The organism is Cellvibrio sp. pealriver, assembly GCF_001183545.1.
Taxonomy (GTDB): Bacteria; Pseudomonadota; Gammaproteobacteria; order Pseudomonadales; family Cellvibrionaceae; genus Cellvibrio.
In genome coordinates, this window is sequence record NZ_KQ236688.1 from 3,224,922 (window position 1) to 3,248,228 (window position 23,307).

A 23,307-nucleotide genomic window follows, 5' to 3' on the forward strand; every position below is an offset into this window, starting at 1 on the left:
CACCTTAAAAAACCGGGCTCACACTAGAAAAATACTACCGTCAATCAAACGCTTCACCTGCAACGGATTATTCGCCTGTAATTCTGCAGGCAATAATTCATCGGGCAAATCCTGATAACACACCGGCCGCAAAAAACGCTCCAGTGCAGCAGTGCCGACCGATGTAGTGCGCGCATCGGTTGTTGCTGGCCAAGGGCCACCATGAACCATTGCATGACACACTTCCACACCGGTAGGCCAACCGTTGGCAAGAATACGTCCGGCTTTGCGTTCCAAAACCGGCAGAAGTCTGCGCGCGGCATCACGCTCGGTGTTTGCAAAATGAAGCGTGGCCGTGAGTTGTCCATCCATTTTTTTTAGCACTTGCACTATTTCATCTTCATTGCGGCAACGAATTAATAGCGATGCAGCACCGAACATTTCTTCGTGCAAATTAATATCGGCAATAAAAGCTTGCGCCGTAGTTGCATAGAGCATTGCCTGACATGTATTGGGGGCAGGTGAAACCAAACCAGAGGCAACCAGTTCTACCTGTTTACTTTTTGCAATGCACGCAGTGGAATGTTGGTACGCATTATGGATGCCGGGGCTCAGCATGGTTTGCGCAGCCGATTCTTGCAGCGCAATTTTTGCGGATTGGATAAATTGATCAAGCGCAGGAGAATCAATCGCCAAGAGTAATCCCGGGTTAGTACAAAACTGCCCGGCTCCCATAGTGAGTGATGCAACAAATTGTCGGCCTAATTCCACCGCTTTATCTGTTAATGCACCGGGTAACAACACCACCGGATTCAATGCACTTAATTCGCCATAAAAAGGAATGGGCTGTGGACGCTGCTGAGCAACGCGCATCAGCGCAATACCACCGGCACGCGAGCCGGTAAATCCAACCGCCTGAATAACCGGATGCGCAACCAATGCTGTTCCTAATGTGTTACCTGAACCATACAGCAACGAAAATACACCTTCAGGCAAACCGCATTGCGCTACCGCCAGTTGAATAGCTTGCCCAACCAATTCCGATGTGCCCGGATGCGCCGAGTGCGCTTTTACAATAACCGGACAACCCGCCGCAAAAGCAGAGGCGGTATCGCCACCGGCCACCGAAAACGCGAGTGGAAAATTACTTGCACCAAATACTGCAACAGGGCCAAGTGGAATTCGGCGCTGACGTAAATCCGGACGCGCCACAGGTTTGCGCTCCGGCATAGGCAAATCAATGCGCGGCAAATTGTGTTCACCGGATTGGATAGCCTGCGCAAATAAACGCAATTGATTACAGGTGCGGGCGCGCTCGCCTTCCAAACGTGCACGCGGCAAACCGGTTTCTGCCATAGCGCGTTCAATTAATGTATCGCCAAGGGATTCAATATTGCGCGCGATAGTCTCTAAAAAACGGGCGCGCTCCGCAGGCGAGGTTGCGCGATAACTATCAAATGCCTGCTCTGCCAACGCACAGGCACGTTCAACATCCGCCACACCACCCAAATGATAAACAGGCTCAAGTTGTTCGCCAGTTGCCGGGTTTACGGCATACAAAGTTCCTTTGTCGCCCGCAATTTGCGCAGCACCGATAAGCAAGTTTCCCGTTAATTTCATTGAAGCTACCTTTTACAATCTATCGCGTGGGTTTTATTGGATGCGTGAAATTAACGCGGCAAGTTCAGCCATTTCACTCTCGGTCAAATCCAGCAAAGGTGTGCGCACAGGGCCGGCATCGCGCCCCACAATTTTCATACCTGCTTTTACAATTGACACAGCATAACCCTGTTTGCGATTGCGGATCGCAATATACGGCAACACAAATTCATTGAGCGATTTATACACCTGCTCATAATTGCGCGCGCGCACGGCATGATAAAAATTCAGCGCAAATTCCGGCGCAAAATTAAAAATGGCCGACGAATACGTAGTCACGCCCATTTCCAAATAAGGTAATGCAAATGTTTCTGCTGTCGGCAGCCCGCCAATGTAAGTCAAGCGATCACCTAAGCGGGCGTAGATGCGAGTCATTAATTCAATATCGCCCAAACCGTCTTTATAACCCACCAGATTGGGGCAGCGCTCCGCCAGTTTTTCCAGCTCGATTTCATCCAGACGTTGGTTTGCACGGTTATACACAATCACACCCAGTTTGGTGGATTTACAAATAGCTTCTACATGCGCAGCCACACCGTCTTTTGCCGCTTCGGTTAAATAAGGCGGCAGCAATAAAATACCATCGGCACCGGCAGCTTCTGCGGCTTGGCAATATTCAATTGATACCGCTGTACCACCACCGGCAGGGGCAATCACCGGCATTTTATTTCCGGTTTCTTCCACCGCTGCACGCACAACGCGATCCACTTCTTTTTGCGTGAGTGAAAAAAATTCACCGGTGCCTCCGGCTGCAAACATAGCGGCTGCTTCGTGGCTAAATAGCCAATTCAGGTTAGCGCGATAAGCATCTTCATTGAACGAATGGTCACTGGCTTTAAAATGGGTAACCGGAAAAGACAACAAGCCACTACCAACAATTTTTGCGAATTCTTTAGGTGTATAACGGGACACGGAATCATCTCCTGCTGAGGATATTTTGAGGAAATTTTTGCACCGCGCCCTGTGCGGGTAAAGCTTAATTACTGACTGGGTTAATACTGATTTTGTATTGATACAAATGCCGCGTCGATTTCTTCACGCCAGAGAAACAAAAACGCGCGAACAAGTCGCGCGTTGGTACACATCAGGTGACCGGTGCAGGATTAAACAACACCAGTGAGTTATACAATTTCCAATGTTCGGCCCAGGTTTTTTTGCCGCTGGCAACATCGAGCATTAACTGGAAAATTTCCCAGCCCATTTCTTCAATGGTTTTTTCACCATCGGCAATACGCCCGGCATTCACATCCATAAGATCGTGCCAGCGGCGCGCCAGATCTGTTCGCGTTGCTACTTTAATCACTGGGCACTCTGCCAACCCATAAGGCGTACCGCGGCCAGTGGTGAAAATATGCAAATTCATTCCCGCCGCCAATTGCAAAGTGCCGCAAATAAAATCGCTCGCGGGTGTGGAGTTATAAACCAAACCACGGGTAATACCGCGATCGCGCAAACGCTCACCCGGCGACACCACACCCACAATGGGCGATGATCCGGATTTCACAATTGAGCCCATGGCTTTTTCAACAATATTCGATAAACCACCTTTTTTATTTCCGGGCGTAGTATTCGCACTGCGGTCAACCATACCCGCCGCGAGATAATTATCGTACCACTGCATTTCTTTAATAATATCGGCGGCCACTTGCGGCGTTGCTGCGCGCGCAGTCAATTGGTCTACACCATCGCGCACTTCGGTATTTTCTGAAAACATAACTGTTGCACCGGCGCGCACCAATAAATCGGCTGCGTAACCCAGCGCAGGGTTGGCAGTGATGCCGGAAAACGCATCGCTGCCGCCGCATTGCATGCCCACCACCAAGGCTGAGGCCGGACAGGTTTCGCGTGTGCGTTTATTTAATCGCTCCAGATGAAATTCCGCCTGCCGCAAAATGGAATTGATCATGCTCATAAAACCCACATGTTCTTCATCTTGCAAACACACGACCTGCGGGCCATCAACAACGGTTGCAGGAATTGATCCGGCGGGCATTAACCGCGATGGCTGTAATTTTTCACAACCCAAACTGATCACCATTATTTCGCCACCAAAATTCGGGTTGAGCGAAATATTGCGAATAGTGCGAATGGGAATTGGCGCTGCCGGTGCATCTATCGCCACACCACAACCGTAGCTGTGCGACAAACCAATTACGCCATCCACATTCGGATATTTTGGCAATAATTGTTCGCGAATAATCTTTACCGCGTAATCCACCACACCCGCTACACACTGCACGGTTTGGGTGATGGCTAAAATATTGCGCGTACCCACACTGCCATCGGCATTGCGATAGCCTTGAAACGTAAAATTATCCAGCGGCTCGCCTGCAGTGCCAATACGCGTACTGATAGGTAAATTTTCCAACCCTAACGCATTGGGCATTATCAATACATTTTCATTTACCCAACTGCCAGCGGCGATATTGTCTTTGGCATAACCGATGGTAACGTTGTAGCGGATCACCGCATCGCCCTGCGCGAAATTTTTCAACGCCACTTTATGTGCTTGCGGAATATTTTCACGCAGTATCACACCGCCTGCCACTTCTGTTCCCGCCGCTAACCCACCCTCGCTGACAACGACAGCAACGTTATCGGCCGGATGCATTTTGATAACCGCTTGGGACATACTAAAACCTCAAAAAATTATTGTGCCGCAGGTGCACTCACTGAATCGCTCAGGGTGATGCGTTTAATCTCACCGACAACACACAAATAACTGACAATCGCCACAACCGCATGCGCCCCCACATAAGCGAGCGCACCCGCAAATGAACCGGTGCTATGCACTATGTAACCAATCACAATTGGCGTGACTATGCCGGCGCTATTACCAAAGGTATTGAATAATCCGCCCGACAAACCGCCCGCCTCTTTTGGCGATGTATCCGCTACAACCGCCCAGCCCAGCGCACCTACACCCTTGCCGAAATAGGCGAGCGACATAATCGCAATCACCAGCGTATCGGTATCCACGTAATTGCACGCAATCATGCTGGTGGACATTAACATGCCCACCACAATCGGCAATTTTCGCGCAAAGGTGAGAGAGTAACCTTTTTTGGTCAGGCGATCAGAAAGCCAGCCGCCAGACACACCACCCAAAAATCCGGCAATCGCCGGAAGCGATGCCAAAAAACCCGCCTGCAAAATACTCATGCCGCGCTCTTGCACCAAATACACCGGAAACCAGGTGAGAAAAAAATAGGTGAGCGAATTAATACAGTACTGCCCGATATACACACCGAGCAACATGCGCGAGGCAAGCAATTCTTTAATGCACTTGAAGGTATCAACACGCTGGTTTTGTTGCGTGGAATTATCAAGGTCAACCAGCGCACCACCTTCTTCTATGTAACGCAATTCGCTGGCATTGACGCGCGGGTGTTGTTTGGGTGAGAAAATCGTTTTTAACCAGATACCGGCCAATACAATTCCCAGTGCGCCCATAAAAAAGAAAATACTTTGCCAGCCGTAACTGTGCACCATCCAGCCCATTAAGGGCGCGAAGGCAACGGTTGCAAAATACTGCGCCGAATTAAAAATAGATGCTGCCAGCCCGCGCTCATGGGTGGGAAACCACGCCGAGGTAATACGGCTATTACCGGGAAAGGCAGGCGCTTCTGCTGCACCGACCAACAAGCGCAACACAATCAGCATAATGAATGCGGCACCGCCCGTTAAAAAACCCACAAACCCTTGCAGCAGGGTAAAAGTGGACCATAAAAAAATACTCGCAAAATAGGTCAACCGGGAACCAAATTTATCCAGCAACCAACCGCCGGGAATTTGCGCCAACACATAACTCCAGGCAAACGCAGAAAAAATATAACCCATCTCAATAGGCGATAAACCAAGATCGCTGGCGATATCAGATCCGGCGATAGAAATTGTCGCGCGGTCGGCATAGTTGATAGTGGTGGCGATGAATAGCATCGCCAAAATTCCCCAACGGGCACGCGTTGCAGTCGCTGTACTGATAACCCCCTGATTAGCGGATAGATGGCTACCGCTTTGGTTTATGTCGGGTGCGCCGTTTGCTGGTGCATTGGCCATGAATCAACTCCCGCATTGGTTGAATCGTTTTATTGTTAGGTTATTGTTACGTTATTAAGTCTTTTAAATGATGCGAGCTAATGAATGCCAAATCAAACCAATCGATAAATGGATTAATCCAGTTTGCGCATGAATACCATTCACTCATTCTGTACTTCCGGTTTATTGCTGCGCGCTTTCAATGCAAGCGTTTCCACCCAGGAAGGATTATTACCGGTTGCCTTGCGCTCTGTTACGGTCAGCGCACCCGTTGCAGGATTTATCGCAAACACCTGCAGGTGATGGGATTTTTGCCCAACCACTAACAGATAACGCCCGCTCTCAGAAATTGTAAACGCGCGCGGCTGATGTTCGGTTGTCCATTTACCCAGCGCGCGCAAGCGCCCCGATTGCTGATCCACCCTGAAACCAAATAGGCTATTGCTGTTGCGCTCCGATACATACAAAAAATGTTCATCCGGCGTTAAATGAATATCGGCCGCCCAAGGCGCATTCCCTGCTGGCAAAAGCGAATGCGATTCGCGCAACCTCAACACTCCCGTTGAAGGGTCGCGCGCAGCAACTTGCACTTGCGCACTTAATTCACTGAGTACATAAACGCGCTTTTTTTGTTTGGAAAAAACAAAATGGCGCGGCCCGGAACCTGCCGGTAACTCAAGCGCTGTTGTATGTGGAGTCTCATCACCCAGCCGAAAATAATCCAAGCGGTTTTCACCGAGTAACGACACATAAATAAATTGATTTTCAGGGTCCGCGGTTATTTGGTGCGGGTGCGCACCTGTCTTAATTACCTGCGCTTGCGCCGCAGGAATTCCCTCGGAATCCAATGGCTGGATGCTAATGCTATTGCCTCCATAGGAAGCCGACAATAAATAGCGCCCCGCGCGATCAAGATCGATATTGGCCATGCTATCGGGCAAAGGGATTGATGTTCGCGCAGTTAAATAACCCGTGTGCGGATCAATATCAAACACCGCCACGCGATAAGGCTCCGAGCGGATCGCGGCATAAAGCAGCCGCTTGTTGTGCGATAAACGCAGCGGCATGACTGCACCGCGCACCGCAAGGGTTTGTTGCAATGCAGCTTTGCCGGTTTGTTCATCCAACCAAAATACAGACAGACTGTGCGAATCGCTGTTGGCGATATAAACCGCTGTTGTTGCAGAGGCTATTGTTGCTGAGGTTGTTGTTGCTGAGGCCATTGTGGAAATAGCACAGAACCCAAATAAGAACGAACAGAGTAATAATAAACATGCCCGGCAACCAAGTCCGGGCACAGGCATCGTCTTTTCAACAGCGCCAATAGTGGAAGAATTATTCAAAATGCGCCGACAATGTTTGTCCATTGATTTGCAAGTCGGTAAAGGTCACATTTTTCAGGTTGGTAAAATCCATAAACTGTTTGGCAGATTTCACCTGGATATTTTTAAACAATACATTTTCCAATGGCTGCACTTGCGGGGCGTGGCTGATAAAAAAAGTATCCACTTTTTCTGCCACAATATTTTCAAACACAATATCGTGATATTTGGATGGAAAATTTCCGCCCAGATAACCCGCCACATAACTCAAGTCAAACCAGAATAAATATTTGGCTTCACCAATTTTCGTGTTGCGGATGCGCACATGCTCCACACTGCCACCGCGATCAAGATTTGCTTTTAAACGGAAAACCGATGTGCCTTTTAAATAAGTGTTATCGGTGAAAAAGACATTTTTAATCCCGCCTGACATTTCACTGCCCAGGCCCACACCGTCTTCACCATCGAGAATATTATTTCTCACCACCACATTTTCACTGGGGCGACCAATGGTGCGGCCATCCAGATCGCGGCCGGATTTAATCACGACCGAATCATCACCGGTGCGGAAATGGTTATCTTCAATCACCACCCAGCGGCCCGAATCAATATCAATACCGTCGTTGTTCGGGAACATGCTATTTACTTTGACTTTGCGCATTTGTGCGTGGTCGGTGTACACCAAATGATTAACCCAGAAAGGGGAGTTGATCGCAGTGTAGCCTTCAAGCAACACCCGTTTTGCATTCACAATCTGGATCAGCGATGGACGCAAAAAATGCCCTTCAGCGAATTGACGTTTTTCCAGTGGCACACCGTCAAAACCCATTTTACGCAGCGCCGCAATATCATCGGCTTGTTGTGTATGCCACGCATGGAATTCACTGTTGGCATTACCGTCAATCGTGCCGGTACCGGTGATAGCAACATCGGTAACATTATTGGCATACACCAGCGGTGAATAACCGTAAATTTCTGTGCCTTCCCAGCGGGTAAATACCGCAGGCAAGTAATCTTTTGCCGCTGCACTGAATAACAGGGTTGCGCCTTCTGCTACATGTAAATTAATAAAACTCTGCAAATGCACAGGCCCGTTGGACAACCACTTACCGGCAGGGATAATCACTTTACCACCACCAGCGGCAACAGCAGCGGCAATCGCTTTTTGAATCGCAGGACGGGCATCGCTTGCGCCATCGCTTTTTGCACCAAAGTCGGTAATCACAAAAGTATTCTCGGGAATCTTTGGTGATTCAATTTTTTTAAGAATGACATCCATTTGTTTCCAATCCGACTTCTTATAAAAATGCGTCGAGGCTTGAGCGCTGGATAGCACAACACAGTGCATCAACAATAAGCAGATGCTGATTTTTCGCAGACTGGGGAATAGAGTGGTTGATAACATAGTGGTTCTCACTTTTTATAAACGTTACTTTTATAGGTGTTGCTTTTATAGGCGCTGCTTTTATAGACGTTGTTTTTTCGCTGAATACATTATTTAAATTGCGCAATTTCGACACCAGCCAAAATAAATGGCCCCAACCCATGAGGGTCATCGGTGCGGATGGCTTCACTGACATAATACTCAAAGGTGCCCGTTCTATAGGGTTCATTGCCCAGGCCTGCGCTACCGCAGGTATCTTTTAAATGCAGCATGCCCTGACTATCCAATTCAGTATGATTTTTTACGATCCCATCAAAAATATTACGTGCGATACCTTTATATTTTTCCGGTAAATAATGTTTGTTGTAACCCTTGGCAAAGGCATAGGCAAACATGGCGCTACCGGAGGTCTCCAAATAATTACCATAGCGATCACCCTGATCTGTCACCTGATACCAGAGATGACTTGGGTGCTGCACTTTTAATAAAGCTTCCGACAATTCGTTTAACAACCGGATCAAGTCTTTGCGCTTGGGATGATTTTTGGGGAAGTAATCAAGCGTATCGACTAACGCCATGGCATACCAACCCATAGAGCGCGACCAGAAGTGCGGCGATAAACCTGTTTCTTTATTCGCCCATTTTTGTAAGTGACTTTCATCCCAGGCGTGAAACAGCAATCCGGTTTTGGCATCGCGGGTTTTGCTTTCAATCAGCAAAAACTGGTGCGCAATATCATCAAACGATGCGCTGGATTCTTTGTGCACTTGTGCAAATTGCGCGTAGTAGGGCGCGCCCATATACAAGCCGTCCAACCACATTTGCCAAGGGTAAATATTTTTGTGCCAGAAACCGCCGCCGGTAGTGCGCGGCTGCCATTGCAATTGCACACGCAAACTTTGCATAGCCGTTAAATAGCGCGGGTCTTTATATTTTTCATAGAGTAAAAATAAAAGTTTGCCGGGATTGATGGAATCAATATTAAATTCCGTCTGGGAGTAACCGTGAATTTTGCCGTTTTTATCGATGAGTTGATCGACAAACGTTTTACCGTAGGCGAGATATTTTTCATTGCCGGTTTGTGCATAGAGTTTTTGAAAACCGTACAACACCAGTGAATAAGGATAGCCCCACTCAGGCTCAGTTAACTGCTTGAACTCACGCATGGTCCAGGCTTCGGGGTGGCGCTGCATAATGGAGTTAGCCATTAGCTCGGTAGTCGCCAACGGCGTTTGTTCTGCCTGTGCTGCGCAGCTCACGCTAAGTGCAGCCCCAAAAATAAGAGAAGATACCAACAGAAATATTTTTTTCATGGAGAACACCACACTCGGAACAGCATCAATACCGCATGCTACGCGGCGGGAATGCTTTAGAGGAAAGAACCGGATCATTAATCAATAGTAATGATCCGGTTATTGCTGCTAATGGTACTGACTTGTGGATGACAACTTAGAAGGTCGCGCGAATTCCAAGGCTGATTTCACGGCCAGTGTTATTCACCTCACGCACCAAATCCAAATCGCCACCTGAGGTGACCGGGCCAGTGGTGTAAAGACGCTCGTCTTCTTCTGTCAGGTTAATCACTTCAAGACTGACTTTGACGTTGTCGGTAATGTTGTAGAACGCCGACATATCCACACGGGTTGGACCAGTGGTGTTTTCGGAATAGTTGCGATCACTGCCAGGAATTGAAGTTACGTAATCATCGCGACCATTCACGACTACGCGCGCACCAAAGTTTTCACGCTCAAAGTACACACCGTAGTTGTAACTGTTTTCCGATAAACCACTTAATGGACCTTTGATATCACCAGGGTAAGTAATTTCAGAATCCACGTAGGTGTAGTTGGCAAACATACCTAAGCCTTCAAAGGTGGAAGGCAAAAAGCTGAACGGTTGTTGATAGGAAATTTCATAACCATCCACCGTTGCGCCTTCACCATTAACCGGAGTAGAGATGTTCCACTCATCGTTAATACTTACACCATTAGGATCAAACGTCGGTGAGCTTGGGTTGGTTTGCGGGAATGCCGTTGCGACAATCGCTTTCAATTCCGGCGACAAGGTGCTCGCCACAGTGTCACTCAAAATAAAGCTATCAATATCTTTGTGGAAGAAGGTAATCGCCACTACGGATTCTTCCGCAAAATACCATTCCACGCCTAAATCAACAGCATCCGCCATCGTTGGTTTAAGACCTGGGTTACCGATATTCAGGTTGCCATTGATTGGCGTTGCGTTAACAGTCGCGGTCATGCTCGACATATTAGGGCGCGATAAATTTCTGTTGGCACTGAAGCGAACCAATACATCATCCACCACTTCCAAGGTGGCGTTCATGGAGGGCAGCCACTCTTTGTAATCGCTCTCGCGTTTTGAAATTTCGGTTCCGGCAACACCAATAGAAGTCACTTCCGTTTCAACATAACGCAAACCGGCATTGACCATTAATGGCATGCCCGCCAATTGCATATTGCGGTTGTATTCGGTGTAGGCACCAGTTGTCGTTTCGGTGACATCGAAGGTGGTAGGGTCATTCGGATTCAATGTAAATGAGCCTGCGTTATAAGCCGCTTTGGTTGCAGCAAAATCATTCACAATAAAATTCGTCGGGAAACCCGCAGGTGGATTAATTGCATCGCCATAACCTTTGGATACTTTATCCAAGGTAGTCGTCAAATTCACAGTAGCTTGGGTGATTGGAAGAATAGTTGCGGTGCCCGAACCGGTATTCACTTTTGCAACAGGATCGGTCAGCGAACCGGCGGTTGGATCATGGCGCTCGGAGGTAATGTTGCGGTCATTCCAGATCACACCGGTTTTGATACTGGATTCATCCAGATCCCAGGTCAGGTCTGCGCGGAAAGTATCGTTCTCACGCTCCACAATATCTTTACGCAATGTCGGCGCAGTGAAGTGATAATTCAACGGATCAGTAATATCAAAGCCGTAACTCATTTCCGCAATATCGCCATCGCTGCGGAAATCATAAGCAAAATAGGTTGGATTCAATCCGTTGATCGCTTTGCGCGTAGGTGCAGCGGCGTTTGCATAACTCGGATTGAGCGCATCAAGGTTAAAACGATACTGCTCTTCGTCGTGCACCACTGCGGCATTACCAAACATCAGATCCAATTTTAAATTATCAGTAAGGTCAAACTTTCCTGACAACACAACTTGTTCGAATTCGGTATCACTGAATTGGCCACGGCTTTCTACGCGCGGGGTAACACCGGTAAATTCACCGGCAATCGCAACGCGGCCAGCGTCATCCAACACAATATTGGTGGGCGTGATGGATGCAAAGGTATTGCGGAATTGCGCAAAGAAATTGTATGAAGAGACGGACGTTTTCAGATCGGATTTCAAATAATCCAACGTAAATTCCATGCGATCAGTTGGTCTGAACTGGAATGAACCTGTTACACCGGTACGCTCCTGATCAGTGTTGAATGAATCCATACGCGGTAAACGCGGGAACAACATGTAATCGAGTTTTTCATTGGCGAATTTTGCGCTGGTTTGATCGAGATCAGGATAGTTAGCTAGCGGATCTGGAGTACCACCACTGATAGCAACTGTAGAATCATTGCCAACAAAACTTCTGTTGGAGTTATCAAAAGCCGATGTCCAGCGCACGCTGCCAAAACCTTCCTGACGAATATTGCGCTCGGATTGTGCAAAACTCACTAACACACCCAACTTATCATCCGCGAATGTATTGCTAAACATACCGACTACACGCGGGTCATCTTCACCGGTCAGGTTATCAACGGCCATTGATCCGCCAACAACGGCATGCAAGCCCGGATTATCAAAAGGCTTGGCAGAATAAAGCTCAACTGTAGAAGCAAGGCCACCTTCTTCCAGTGAGCCTTTGGCCGATTTATTCAACACAATTTTATTAAATAATTCTGATGCAAACACGTTGAAGTCAAACGAGCGACCGCGATTCACGCCGCCAGAGGAGTCAAGACCACCGGTGCTTGATGGTACTTCCATTCCATTTAAAGTTGTTGCAGAAAAACCGGGGCCAAGACCACGCACGGTAATATTGCGCCCTTCACCGCCTTCGCGGGTAATCGCAACACCGGGAACGCGCTGTAAAGATTCAGCGAGGTTAAGGTCGGGCATTTTGCCCATGTCTTCTGCGACAATTGCATCGACATTGTTGGCCGAGTTGCGCTTGGTATTCAGCGCATTTGCCAAGCTGGCGCGGAAACTACCGGTCACGATAACTTCCTCAACCTCGGAGTCCTGAGCATAACTGGTGACGGGGATCATGCTGGCTGCAATAGCAAACACAAGCGGGTTAACTGCAAACTTTTTCATAGAGCTCTCCATTATTATTACCTGACGTTTTTATTAATTAGCAAATCGGTTTGAGTGTCGTTTATTAAACAGAAGTCGTGATCACGCCATTATTCCAAATAACTATTTTAGTTTTAGTGTTTATTGAAATAGATTTTTATGCTGATCAAGCTTCGTTGCGCAATCCATAGGCCGAAGTCATTACACATTGCCGATATGCAATTTTTATAACGTTGTATTAATAATTTTTTTATTTGCTTTCTATTAAAAGTTTTTTAATTTTCAATTTATAAAAATTATTTTTTTAAAAAATTTGTAACCGCTTTTATAAAATTCTAGTGCTATAACACGAGAGAGAAAAATTCACTCATTGCCAAACAAAAAACCTGCGCCCCGTTAAAGAAGCGCAGGAATTACGCTATGAGTGTAACTAAGGCAAACAACAATCACGACCTTTCCGGACGAAGTAGAACCAGCTAGCCGAACCAGAGTGACCGACGGAATCGCGATACCTTGCGGTGAAAGCCCTGTGAAACTTGCACCTGATCGCAAATCAGTTGGTTCGATTTTGCGAGCTAATCATATACAAATCAAACCAATTGCTATTCACACCTATTTAATTTGTGTATCAAAACTGCCCAATACCACTGTGCAAACTGGCTATCAATCCATCAATTCCGCCATAAACCCGGGCAACACCTCTTGCAATAAGGTCTCCAGCGCGGGGTTGTGGTTATCTTTACGATAGCTATAGGCCATTTGCACTGGTTTGGCTGGATGGGTTAACACTTTGCGCAACAGTAACCCTTCAAAGTGGAGGCTGCAGGCAGATTTGGGGATTAGCGCGACACCGATTCCGGACTTCACCAAGGCCAACATGGTATGGATTTGCGCCACATATTCCACAATCTGCGGCAACACCTCGGCTTGCAGGAAACAACCGGATAACAAATCGTGGAAATAGCGCGCTTCGTAGGGGGAATACATCAAAAAAGGTTTTTCATGCAGGCAGTCCAAGCCCGGCTGCTCCGGCCAATGATCAGCCTCTTGCCGGGGAATCGCCAAATAGAGTTCTTCACTGCCAAGCAGCGCAGTCTCCAGCTCACCTTCGTGGTTATGCGGGCGCACCAGACCTATATCCAGCACACCGGAATGGAGCGCTTCCAACTGTGCACCTGTCACCAACTCTTTGAGTGTCAGCGAGACATCCGGTGCCAGCTCGCGCAAGTGGCGCACAATTTCCGGAAGCAATTTATAGCCAAAAGAGGCGGTAAAACCGATCGACAGGGAGCCTTTTTCACCTTTTGCATTGCGCCTTGCAGTGGCGGCCGCTTCTTCGGCCATCCGCAAAATACGTGCAGCATCAGGGAAAAATGCCTTGCCTGCCGCGGTTAAACGCACGGTGCGGCTGGTACGTTCCAGCAGTTGTACGCCAATTTGATGCTCCAGCAGACGTATCTGCCGGCTCAGCGGTGGTTGGGTCATATTGAGCCGCTCAGCTGCGCGACTGAAGTGCAATTCCTCGGCAACTGCTACAAAGCAGCGCAACTGGCTTATCTCAAACATCTATTCATCATCCGCATCAATCACAAAACACCAATTCCTTAATGATATTAGATGACCACTGCAGATGCGCGAATATCGCCAGTAAATTTATCAGCGGCTAAGGCTCCCGTTGAAACTGCAATCGTGCAAGCTGCTGATATAACTCACTGCTGGCAAGCAATGCCTGATGGGTTCCGCTGGCGACAATATTCCCCTGCTGTAACACCAAAATTTTATCGGCATTCACGACCGTCGATAAACGATGGGCAATCATGATCGTTGTCCGGTTCTGCATCAGCGTTTCCAGGGCTTGCTGTACTTTTTGCTCGCTGTTGGAATCCAGTGCGCTGGTTGCTTCATCCAACAACAAGATTGGGCGGTCAGCGAGAATTGCGCGCGCAATTGCAATGCGCTGCTTTTGCCCACCCGATAAACGTACGCCGCGCTCACCCAGAAAACTGTCCAAGCCTTCCGGCAACTGCGCGATAAATTCCATTGCAAATGCCGCTTCGCAGGCGGCGATTACTTCGGCATCGGTGGCATCTGGCCGCGCGTAGCGCAGGTTATCGCGCAGGCTTGCGGCAAAAATCACCGGATCTTGTGGTACCACGGCAATGTGCGAGCGCAGTGCGTGAATATCGGCTTCTTTGATATTGATGCCATCCAGCAAAATCTCGCCCGCTTGAGGGTCGTAAAATCGCTGCAGCAATTGGAATACGGTAGTTTTTCCTGCGCCCGATTGCCCGACCAGCGCAATTTTTTCGCCGGGATTAATCTGTAAATCAAACCCGGTAAATACCGGCGTATCGGGGCGCGATGGGTAGGCGAAGTTAATGCCGCGCATGCTGATCTCACCCCGCACTTTTCCGGGAAATACCAGCGGATGCGGCGCTTGCGGTAAACTGGATTGCGTTGCCAACAACTCAACCAATCGCTCAGTAGCACCTGCTGCACGCTGCACATCGCCAATCACTTCAGAAATAGTGCCCATCGCACTGGCAACAATCACGGCATAAAAAATAAATGCCGATAACTCACCGGCACTAATCGCACCGCTGAGCACATCGTGCCCGCCCACCCATAAAATCAGTGCGATGGCGCTGAACACCAAGGTGATAACTGCCACCACCAATAACGCGCGTTGGCGAATGCGTTTGATGCCGGTTGCGAATGTCGATTCAACCCGCTCATTGAATTCACGTACCGATTCCGCCTCATGCCCGTAAGCTTGCACTGTGCGAATCTCATGGATCACTTCATCGGTGTAGGCACCAACATCGGCAACCGAATCCTGGGTCGCACGCGCCAATTTACGCACACGCCGCCCGAACATAATAATCGGCACCAATACAAACGGAATCGCCAGCAATACCAACAGCGTCAATTTCAAACTGGTGATGGCCAACATCACCAACCCACCTAACAACAGCAGCGCATTGCGCAACGCCATGGACACACTGGAGCCAATAACCGTCTCCAACTGAGTGGTGTCATTGGTCAAGCGCGATAGCACATCGCCAGTGCGGTTCTGCTCAAAAAACTCTGGCGATAGGGTTAATAAATGCGAGAACACATTGCGGCGTAAATCCGCCGTGATGCGCTCACCCAACCAGGACACCAGATAAAAACGCGCGTAGGTGGCCACCGCCATCACCAGAATCACAACCAACGTGCCCAATAACGCGTAGTTGAGCCACTGTGCGCTCCCCGCCACAAAACCTTTATCGATCACCTGCCGCAAGCCTTGGCCAATCAGCAGCACCGACACGGCAGCAACCAGTAGCGCGATAAACGCAAACACAATGCGCAAACGGTAAGGGCGAAGCAAATCCAGCAGGATTTGGCGGCGGGAGAGCGGATGAGTCATAACTGTTCCGAAAGAGTGAAGTACAGAACAGATTGGGCGATACCCATGTAAAAACAAGCAGGAAGATGTAAGAGGTGATGTTTGTCAGGTCACTGGCGACAAAAACGACACATCTGCACAAAAAATGCAGGCAATAAAAAAGGCGAAATCCGAAGATTTCGCCTTTTTAGCGTTAACACCAGCGACCTTGGTCGCTAGCAAGCATCTAAATAATTAGATAGCTTGGATGTTTTCAGCTTGTGGGCCCTTTTGGCCTTGGGTAACGGTGAAGCTAACTTTTTGGCCTTCAGCCAAAGTTTTGAAACCAGTACCAGAGATAGCACTGAAGTGAGCGAATACATCTGGACCAGATTCTTGCTCGATGAAACCGAAACCTTTAGCTTCGTTGAACCATTTAACAGTGCCAGTAGTTGTTTTAGACATAGTATTACCTATTAATACAAAAGTAAGTGTACCCCGAAGGGTGGTTTGTGCTGGAAATGTGGGAATTACTTATGTAAACAGGACGAAATACTACGTAGGAACTTCGAAATGTGGTGCATAAATATTAGACGTACTTTCAAGCTAAGACTCAGTTTACACGCCTTTATACTAATGTCAATCAAAGGGATTTTAACCTGCAGCCAGACCTTCGGAATATAATTGGATACTTCCAATCCTTTTGAGATAAATGAAGACCTGCTATGTCATCCCTACGCCTGCACTGCCGTTTATACACGCGCCTCTCACTGCTGCTGTTATCCCTCTGCATCGCCTGCCACAGTTGGGCGCAAGAAGGGGGCTTCACCCTTGCTGACTGGCCCAACACCCAAAGCACACTTAAGCCCATGTATGTCAAAGCGATTATGGAGCAAGCCGGGGTACATAAGGTGAGCTTCCAGAAAACGGCTGATTTTTATGTCGCGGAACTGGATAAATTTGCCGCCTTTGCACAAGACAAAAATTATTCGCCTTATTTAAAGACCTCGGTTGCGCAAAACCTTGCGACGATTGCGGTCATCCATTGCGATTGGAATAACGGTGTCGCGCCATGGGAATTTGCACAAACCTATTTAGGCGATAAGCAATTAGAACTTTTAAATCCACTTTATAGCGATGCTATAACCAAACTCAAAAATAATTGCGACGATAACACCACAAGCATGCAATGATCGAATTTTTCGTTGATTCGCACCTTCGTTGACCCATCGTTTTAATACAGGCAGATGCGTAAACTAAAACCACATTCTTACGCTTGATCGCAAATACCTGTGTTTTTCCATGACCAAAGAAACCCATCCGTTTTTAATTGTTTTACTCGCTGCCGTGATCGCCACCACACCGCTTGCTGTGGATATGTATTTACCGGCGATGCCCGATATTGCGCGCGATTTGGATGCACACATCGGCAGCGTGCAGCAATCGCTCAGCATTTTTCTCGCCGCCTATGGCGTGGGTATGTTGTTATTCGGCCCGCTCGCCGATTCACTCGGGCGCAGGCCATTAGCGATTTTTGGTTTGACCGGTTTTACGCTGTGCAGTATCGCACTCGCGTTTGTCGATAACATTCATCACTTTTTATTGTTGCGTGCACTGCAAGCATTTTGCGGCGCAGCGGCGACGGTTGTTGTGCCTGGCCTGGTGCGACACTTGTATCAGGAACACACCGCCAAAGGCATGTCGTATTTATCCATGATCATGATGCTTGCACCATTGCTGGCACCCAGCATCGGCAGCGCTATTTTATGGGTGAGCGAGTGGCACAGTATTTTTATCGTATTGGCACTTTACGGTGCGTTGATTTTTGCCTTCGTGTGGAAATGGTTGCCGGAAATCAGCCAACCCATTAATGACTCACCCAAGGTTACTGGCAATTTTTTTAGCGGTTATAAAGTGGTGTTTTCCAACAGCCAGGCACGCCCGTTAATTGCCAGCATGATGTTTGGCTCATTTGCGTTCTTTTGTTTTATTACTGCCGTGTCGTTTGTGTATATCGATTATTTTGGCGTAAGCGAGCAAATGTTCAGCGTGTTGTTTGGTGTGAATGTTATCTGCCTGATTATTGCAAACTTTATTAACAGTCGCGTGGTGACACGCTTTGGTTCACTGCACATGTTGCGCATAGGTATTGCACTTGCATTGGTCAGCGCGCTGTTGCTGTGCGGATTTAATTTTTTTGGACTGAACATTTGGTTCAGTGTATTCAGTATCGCACCGCTGATGGCAGGTCTGACCTTGGCATCTACCAATACCGATGCGCTGGTGCTGATGAAGTTCCCGCACAACTCCGGCACTGCAACAGCAGTGATGGGCACATTGCGTTTTGGCAGCGGCGCATTTGCCGGGCCGCTGCTTGCATTTTTTTATACGGGTACCGCCATGCCTTTTTCACTGTTGATGTTGGCCGGTGTGTTGGGCGTGATTATTTGCCAAGTCTGGTTTTTTTACACATCACGCTACGAAAAAAAATAAACCATTAATCTTCAGCTTCTTGCAATTGCATCGCCCACATCTGCGCGTATTTTCCTTGTAGTGCCAACAATTCACTGTGAGTGCCTTGCTCAACTACGCTACCTGCATCTAATACAATTATTTGGTCGGCATTAATAACGGTTGACAGGCGATGCGCAATAACCAACGTGGTGTGGCCACTTGCCACTTCATCCATAGCGGCAAGAATGGCTGCTTCTGAATTGGAATCCAGTGCGCTGGTGGCCTCATCAAAAATTAGAATCGGCGAGCCTTTTAATAATACCCGCGCAATCGCAATGCGCTGTTTTTCACCGCCAGACACTTTTAAGCCGCGCTCGCCAACAAGCGTTTTATCGCCCTGCGGCAAACTGTGAATAAAATGTTCGAGATGCGCCATTTTAATTGCGCGGTCAATTTGCTCATCGCTCGCGTGTGGATTACCGTAGGCAATGTTGTCGCGGATGCTGGTGTTAAACAGCACGGTATCTTGCGGCACTATGGCGATGGCGCGACGTAAACTCTCCAGCGTTACCTTGCGAATATCCTGTCCATCAATCTGGATACTGCCGGAATTAATATCGTAAAAACGGTATAACAGGCGGGAGAGCGTGCTTTTACCTGCACCCGATGAACCCACAATAGCTATTTTTTTTCCCGCCTGAATATGCAAATCAAACTGCTTTAAAATTGGGCGCTCGGCGTGATAACCAAATTCAACTTGCTGGAAATGGATTGCACCTTTATTCACCTGTAACGGCTGTGCATCACTGGCATCACTGATTGCCGGATTGCGTTTTAATAACGCCAGCATATTTTCCAAATCGGTCAGCGAACGGCGAATTTCGCGGTACACAAAGCCGAGGAAATTGAGCGGAATAAATAATTGGATCATATAGGCGTTAATCATCGCCAAATCGCCCAGCGTCATCTCTTTATCGAGCACACTTTGCGCAGCCATCCACATCATGGCGGTCATTGCCAGCGCAATAATCAATGCTTGCCCGGAGTTAAGTGCGAGTAGTGACATGCGGTTTTTTAATTTGGCGCTTTCCCAATTGGCCAGAAATTTATCGTAGGTTTCCGCTTCGTATTGTTCATTATTGAAATATTTAACCGTTTCATAATTGAGCAGCGAATCAATTGCGCGCGTGCTAGTGGAGGAGTCGGCCTGATTCGCCTCGCGCACAAATTTATTGCGCCACTCAGTGGTGTAGATGGTAAACACCACATAAATTGCCACTGCAACCAGCGTGATAACCGCGTACCAAATAGAAAAAGCCGCTGCAAAAATAACGGCTACCATCAGGATTTCAAACAGGGTAGGAACAATATTGAACATTAAAAAACGCATCAAAAAACTGATGCCATTGGTGCCGCGTTCAATATCGCGGCTAATACCGCCCGTTGCCCGGTCAAGGTGAAATGCCAACTCCAGTGAATGCAAATGCTGGAATACACGCAAGCCGATTTTGCGCATCGCATGCTCAGTCACACGGCTGAATAATGCATCGCGCACTTCACCGAAAAACACACTGCCAAAGCGCAAAGCACCGTAAAACAAAATAAAAAAAGCGGGCAATGCAATTTCCGGTGCGATACTGCGGTCAACGCCATCAATAATATGTTTGAGCGCCCAAGGCATTACCAGAGTTGCGCCTTTCGCGGCCAGCAGCGCAACAATCGCCAGCACAACGCGACCTTTGAATTCCCACAAATACGGCAGCAAATACGCCATGCTCTGGCGCAAATTGACTTTGGTATCCGCAGTGCGGGGTTCGTTATTAGGATGGACTGATAAGCCGGAGGAGTGCATACCGCGCATAGAAAATCTTCTGTGTGTTTGGTGATGTTGTGCCTGAAGCGGCGTTACAACAAACGAATACGCACAGTGTTAATCAAGCAGCGGAAATGGGCAAGCGAATGACAACTTGCAAACCACCAAGATGACTCGTGTGCAATTCAAGCTCGCCTTTGCAGTGCTCGACAATGTCGCGCACTATGCCCAAGCCCAAGCCATGCCCTTGCACAAGCTCATCGATGCGTGCCCCGCGCTGCAACACCTGCTCGCGCGCGTCAACCGGAATACCGGGGCCGTCATCATCAATCGTTAAGATAAAATGCGTATCGCCCTGTTGAATCTTGAGCAACACCTGATGCTTTGCCCATTTGCAGGCGTTATCCAACACATTGCCCAGCAGCTCCAGAATATCTTCGCGGTCCCATGGCAAACGCATTGATTGTTGTTCCACCCAGGCAACCTGCAAACCGCCACCGTGAATTTGCACAAGAGTGCTGATTAAATCGGGAATTTCTCTGGCGCAATCAAAATAAGCGCCTGGCAGTGCCTCGCCCGCCAGACGTGCGCGCCCCAGCTCGCGGCCAATACGTTCTTGCATATTGGCAAGTTGGTGACGCAATTGCTCGCGCAATTCAGGATGCGCATTTAATTCCTGGCGATTGGCAAGGCTGAATAAAACAGCCAACGGGGTTTTTAATGCGTGCCCCAAATTGCCCAATGCGTTGCGCGAGCGTGTGAGCGTGTCCTCGGTATGCAACAACAGATGATTGATTTGTTTCACCAACGGCTGCAATTCCTGCGGCACTTGTGAATCCAATTCTGTGCGCTGGCCCTGCTGCAATTGCGCAATTTGCACACGCGCATCTTCTAATGGCCGCAATGAACGCGCGACCAGATAACGCTGGAACAATATCAAGAAAATTAATGCGCCTACTCCCACGCCGCCGCCAATCCACTGCAAACGACGAAAGCTATCCAATATCGGCGTGTAATCCTGCGCGACTACAATATTAATTTGCTGACCGTAGCGGCGATACTGTGCGCGGTAAACCAATAATTGTTGCTCTTGCGGGCCATCAGCTAACTGTTTTTGCAATCCGGTTTTGGCGGGCACTGGCAGCATAAAATCCCACAACGACCGCGAGCGCCAACGCAATGTTATTGGCTCGGCATCCATTGGTTGAACAGTAGATGGCGGGGTTGATTCAGGATTAGTTGCAGTTGAATTGGTTAAGTTTGAATTCACTGAGGTTGAATTTGCAGGAATTAAATCAATCGAAAAGTAATATCCGGAAAAAGGGCGATGATAAGAAGCGGAGATTCGCTGTTGATCCAGCTCAATACCATTCGCACCGCGCGCAAGCGCCGCCACGAGCAATTCGGTTTCATCGCGCAAATTATTTTGTAGATAGCGACGCAAACCTTGATCAAATAACCACACGCTGACTTGTGCCAGCAGTAACCCAACCAATATCAATAGCGTAAACAGACTGATCCCAAGGCGATGTTGAATGGAATCGAAGCGGATATTCATGGCTGTTGAATTCCGATAAAGCGATATCCCTGACCGCGCTTGGTTTCAATAGCGCTTTTACCTAACTTGCTGCGCAGATGATTAATGTGTACTTCAATGACGTTGGAATCGCGTTCATTTTCGCCATCGTATAAATGGTCATTCAACTGGCTTTTGGAAATGATTTTTCCCACATTTAACATGAGGTAACGCAACAAACTAAATTCGGCAGCGGTGAGCGCAATTGCATTGCCTGAAATAATTACCGTTTGTTTGGCTTCATCCAACTGTATGCCTGCAGCTTCCAGTTGTGGTTGGTTGACTTGCCCGTGGGCGCGACGCAATAACGCCTGGATGCGCAATTGCAATTCTTCGGGATGAAATGGTTTAGTGAGGTAATCGTCGGCACCGGCTTTTAAACCATCGATGCGCTCTGCCCAATGGTCGCGCGCGGTCAAAATCAATACCGGGCGCTGCATTCCCGTTGCGCGCCATTCGCGCAGAATATCCAATCCGGATTTTCCTGGCAGGCCCAAATCCAACAAAATCAAATCGTATGGTTCGCTGGCACCTTGATAGACTGCATCGCGGCCATCGGCCAGCCAATCTACTGCGTAGCCACAACGTTTTAGATCGGCACTGAGTTCGTCCGCCAGCGCCACATTGTCTTCAACGATCAGGATGCGCATCAATCATCCTCTTCGTCTTTTAAAATTTTTCCCGTGTGCGCATCAATTTCAAGCTCACGCACCACACCATCGCGCGTGGCTAATTCCACTTCATAAATATAAATATCGTCATCCTCTTCGAGTTCCACTTCCAACAAACTCGATTGGGGATGACGCTCGGCAACCAACGCCAATAATTTTTCCAATGAAATAATATTGCCCTGCTCGCGCAGACGTAGAGCTTCATCTTGCGATAAATCACGCGCGCTCACCCCTTGAGGAAGGGCAATAAACACCGGGGGGAGCGCAGCAAGAAAAATACACATGGCGATATGCGCAATATTTTTCATCAGTGACATTGAACCTTAATCATCTTGATGGTTTTTTAGTACCTGACCGTTAGTCGCATCCAACTCCAGATCCCACTCAACACCCTGGGCATCTACGACTTCCAATTGGTAGACATAACGGCCCCATTCGTTTTCCAACTCGGTCTCGCCGATAACACCACCCGGATGCAGCGCAAGTGCTGTCTCATTGAGTTTGTCGAAAGATTGGATGGTACCAGAATCGCGCAGTTTGATCGCCTCATCGATCCCCAGATCGCGCGCTTGTACGCTCATCGCCAGCGTTGTCGACATACCCGCTACTAATATTAAGGTACTTGCCATCGCTACAGTTTGTTTAAAGGTTTTCATAGTAAAGCTCCTGATCCAGTTAAAAAGGAATAAGTCTTGATTTGACGTGATCAGGTTAAAGCCCATCGCTTAAA

At 48.2% G+C, this 23,307-nt stretch carries 18 protein-coding genes; 2 read left to right on the top strand and 16 right to left on the bottom strand.

The genetic code is table 11. From position 1 onward, the window contains the following. Positions 1–18: 18 nt before the first annotated feature. From VC28_RS14030 to VC28_RS14080, 11 genes are all read right to left on the bottom strand, one after another. Complete coding sequence (locus VC28_RS14030; protein ID WP_049631182.1) at positions 19–1,599, bottom strand: aldehyde dehydrogenase (NADP(+)); 1,581 nt, start codon at positions 1,597–1,599, stop codon at positions 19–21. A 33-nt stretch (positions 1,600–1,632) separates the two neighbouring features. After that, complete coding sequence (gene kdgD, locus VC28_RS14035) at positions 1,633–2,550, bottom strand: 5-dehydro-4-deoxyglucarate dehydratase (protein WP_049631183.1); 918 nt, start codon at positions 2,548–2,550, stop codon at positions 1,633–1,635. 172 nt (positions 2,551–2,722) lie between these two features. Beyond that, positions 2,723–4,270, bottom strand: coding sequence for a galactarate dehydratase (garD, locus tag VC28_RS14040; protein ID WP_049631184.1), 1,548 nt, complete (start codon positions 4,268–4,270; stop codon positions 2,723–2,725). Between the two features lie 17 nt (positions 4,271–4,287). After that, positions 4,288–5,697, bottom strand: a complete 1,410-nt coding sequence (locus VC28_RS14045) for an MFS transporter (RefSeq protein WP_082191546.1) — start codon at positions 5,695–5,697, stop codon at positions 4,288–4,290. Positions 5,698–5,837: 140 nt separating this feature from the next. Next, the gene (locus VC28_RS14050; protein ID WP_049631185.1) at positions 5,838–6,899 is read right to left on the bottom strand and encodes a lactonase family protein; all 1,062 of its coding nucleotides are present in this window, start codon (positions 6,897–6,899) and stop codon (positions 5,838–5,840) included. A gap of 112 nt (positions 6,900–7,011) precedes the next feature. Next, positions 7,012–8,403 (bottom strand): glycoside hydrolase family 28 protein, encoded by a 1,392-nt coding sequence (locus VC28_RS14055; RefSeq protein ID WP_049631186.1) that lies wholly within the window; start codon positions 8,401–8,403, stop codon positions 7,012–7,014. Between the two features lie 89 nt (positions 8,404–8,492). After that, positions 8,493–9,695, bottom strand: a complete 1,203-nt coding sequence (locus tag VC28_RS14060) for a glycoside hydrolase family 88/105 protein (protein ID WP_049631187.1) — start codon at positions 9,693–9,695, stop codon at positions 8,493–8,495. A 136-nt stretch (positions 9,696–9,831) separates the two neighbouring features. Beyond that, positions 9,832–12,714, bottom strand: a complete 2,883-nt coding sequence (locus VC28_RS14065) for a TonB-dependent receptor (RefSeq protein ID WP_049631188.1) — start codon at positions 12,712–12,714, stop codon at positions 9,832–9,834. Between the two features lie 642 nt (positions 12,715–13,356). Further along, on the bottom strand, positions 13,357–14,259 hold the full coding sequence (locus tag VC28_RS14070) for a LysR family transcriptional regulator (protein WP_049631189.1): 903 nt from the start codon (positions 14,257–14,259) through the stop codon (positions 13,357–13,359). A 97-nt stretch (positions 14,260–14,356) separates the two neighbouring features. Beyond that, complete coding sequence (locus tag VC28_RS14075) at positions 14,357–16,105, bottom strand: ABC transporter transmembrane domain-containing protein (RefSeq protein ID WP_049631190.1); 1,749 nt, start codon at positions 16,103–16,105, stop codon at positions 14,357–14,359. A 213-nt stretch (positions 16,106–16,318) separates the two neighbouring features. Then, positions 16,319–16,528, bottom strand: a complete 210-nt coding sequence (locus VC28_RS14080; RefSeq protein ID WP_049631191.1) for a cold-shock protein — start codon at positions 16,526–16,528, stop codon at positions 16,319–16,321. A 260-nt stretch (positions 16,529–16,788) separates the two neighbouring features. Between VC28_RS14080 and VC28_RS14085 the strand changes: the two genes are divergently transcribed. Beyond that, positions 16,789–17,256 (top strand): hypothetical protein, encoded by a 468-nt coding sequence (locus tag VC28_RS14085; RefSeq protein ID WP_049631192.1) that lies wholly within the window; start codon positions 16,789–16,791, stop codon positions 17,254–17,256. A gap of 109 nt (positions 17,257–17,365) precedes the next feature. After that, positions 17,366–18,556: a Bcr/CflA family multidrug efflux MFS transporter gene (locus VC28_RS14090; protein ID WP_049631193.1), complete on the top strand. Its 1,191-nt coding sequence runs from the start codon at positions 17,366–17,368 to the stop codon at positions 18,554–18,556. A 4-nt stretch (positions 18,557–18,560) separates the two neighbouring features. Here VC28_RS14090 and VC28_RS14095 read toward each other — a convergent pair whose 3' ends face one another. The 5 genes from VC28_RS14095 to VC28_RS14115 all read right to left on the bottom strand — a co-directional run bounded on the left by VC28_RS14095 (position 18,561) and on the right by VC28_RS14115 (position 23,233). Continuing rightward, on the bottom strand, positions 18,561–20,378 hold the full coding sequence (locus VC28_RS14095) for an ABCB family ABC transporter ATP-binding protein/permease (protein WP_082191549.1): 1,818 nt from the start codon (positions 20,376–20,378) through the stop codon (positions 18,561–18,563). Between the two features lie 73 nt (positions 20,379–20,451). Further along, the gene (locus tag VC28_RS14100; RefSeq protein WP_049631194.1) at positions 20,452–21,888 is read right to left on the bottom strand and encodes an ATP-binding protein; all 1,437 of its coding nucleotides are present in this window, start codon (positions 21,886–21,888) and stop codon (positions 20,452–20,454) included. After that, on the bottom strand, positions 21,885–22,556 hold the full coding sequence (locus VC28_RS14105; protein ID WP_049631195.1) for a response regulator transcription factor: 672 nt from the start codon (positions 22,554–22,556) through the stop codon (positions 21,885–21,887). Before VC28_RS14105 ends, VC28_RS14100 begins: the two co-directional genes overlap by 4 nt. Further along, entirely contained in the window at positions 22,556–22,894 is a 339-nt protein-coding gene (locus VC28_RS14110; protein ID WP_231591775.1) for a PepSY domain-containing protein, read from the bottom strand. The genes VC28_RS14105 and VC28_RS14110 overlap by 1 nt, the downstream gene beginning before the upstream one ends. 6 nt (positions 22,895–22,900) lie before the next feature. After that, positions 22,901–23,233 carry a PepSY domain-containing protein gene (locus tag VC28_RS14115; protein WP_049631196.1) on the bottom strand — a complete coding sequence of 111 codons (333 nt, stop codon included), beginning with the start codon at positions 23,231–23,233 and terminating at the stop codon, positions 22,901–22,903. Positions 23,234–23,307 lie beyond the last annotated feature (74 nt).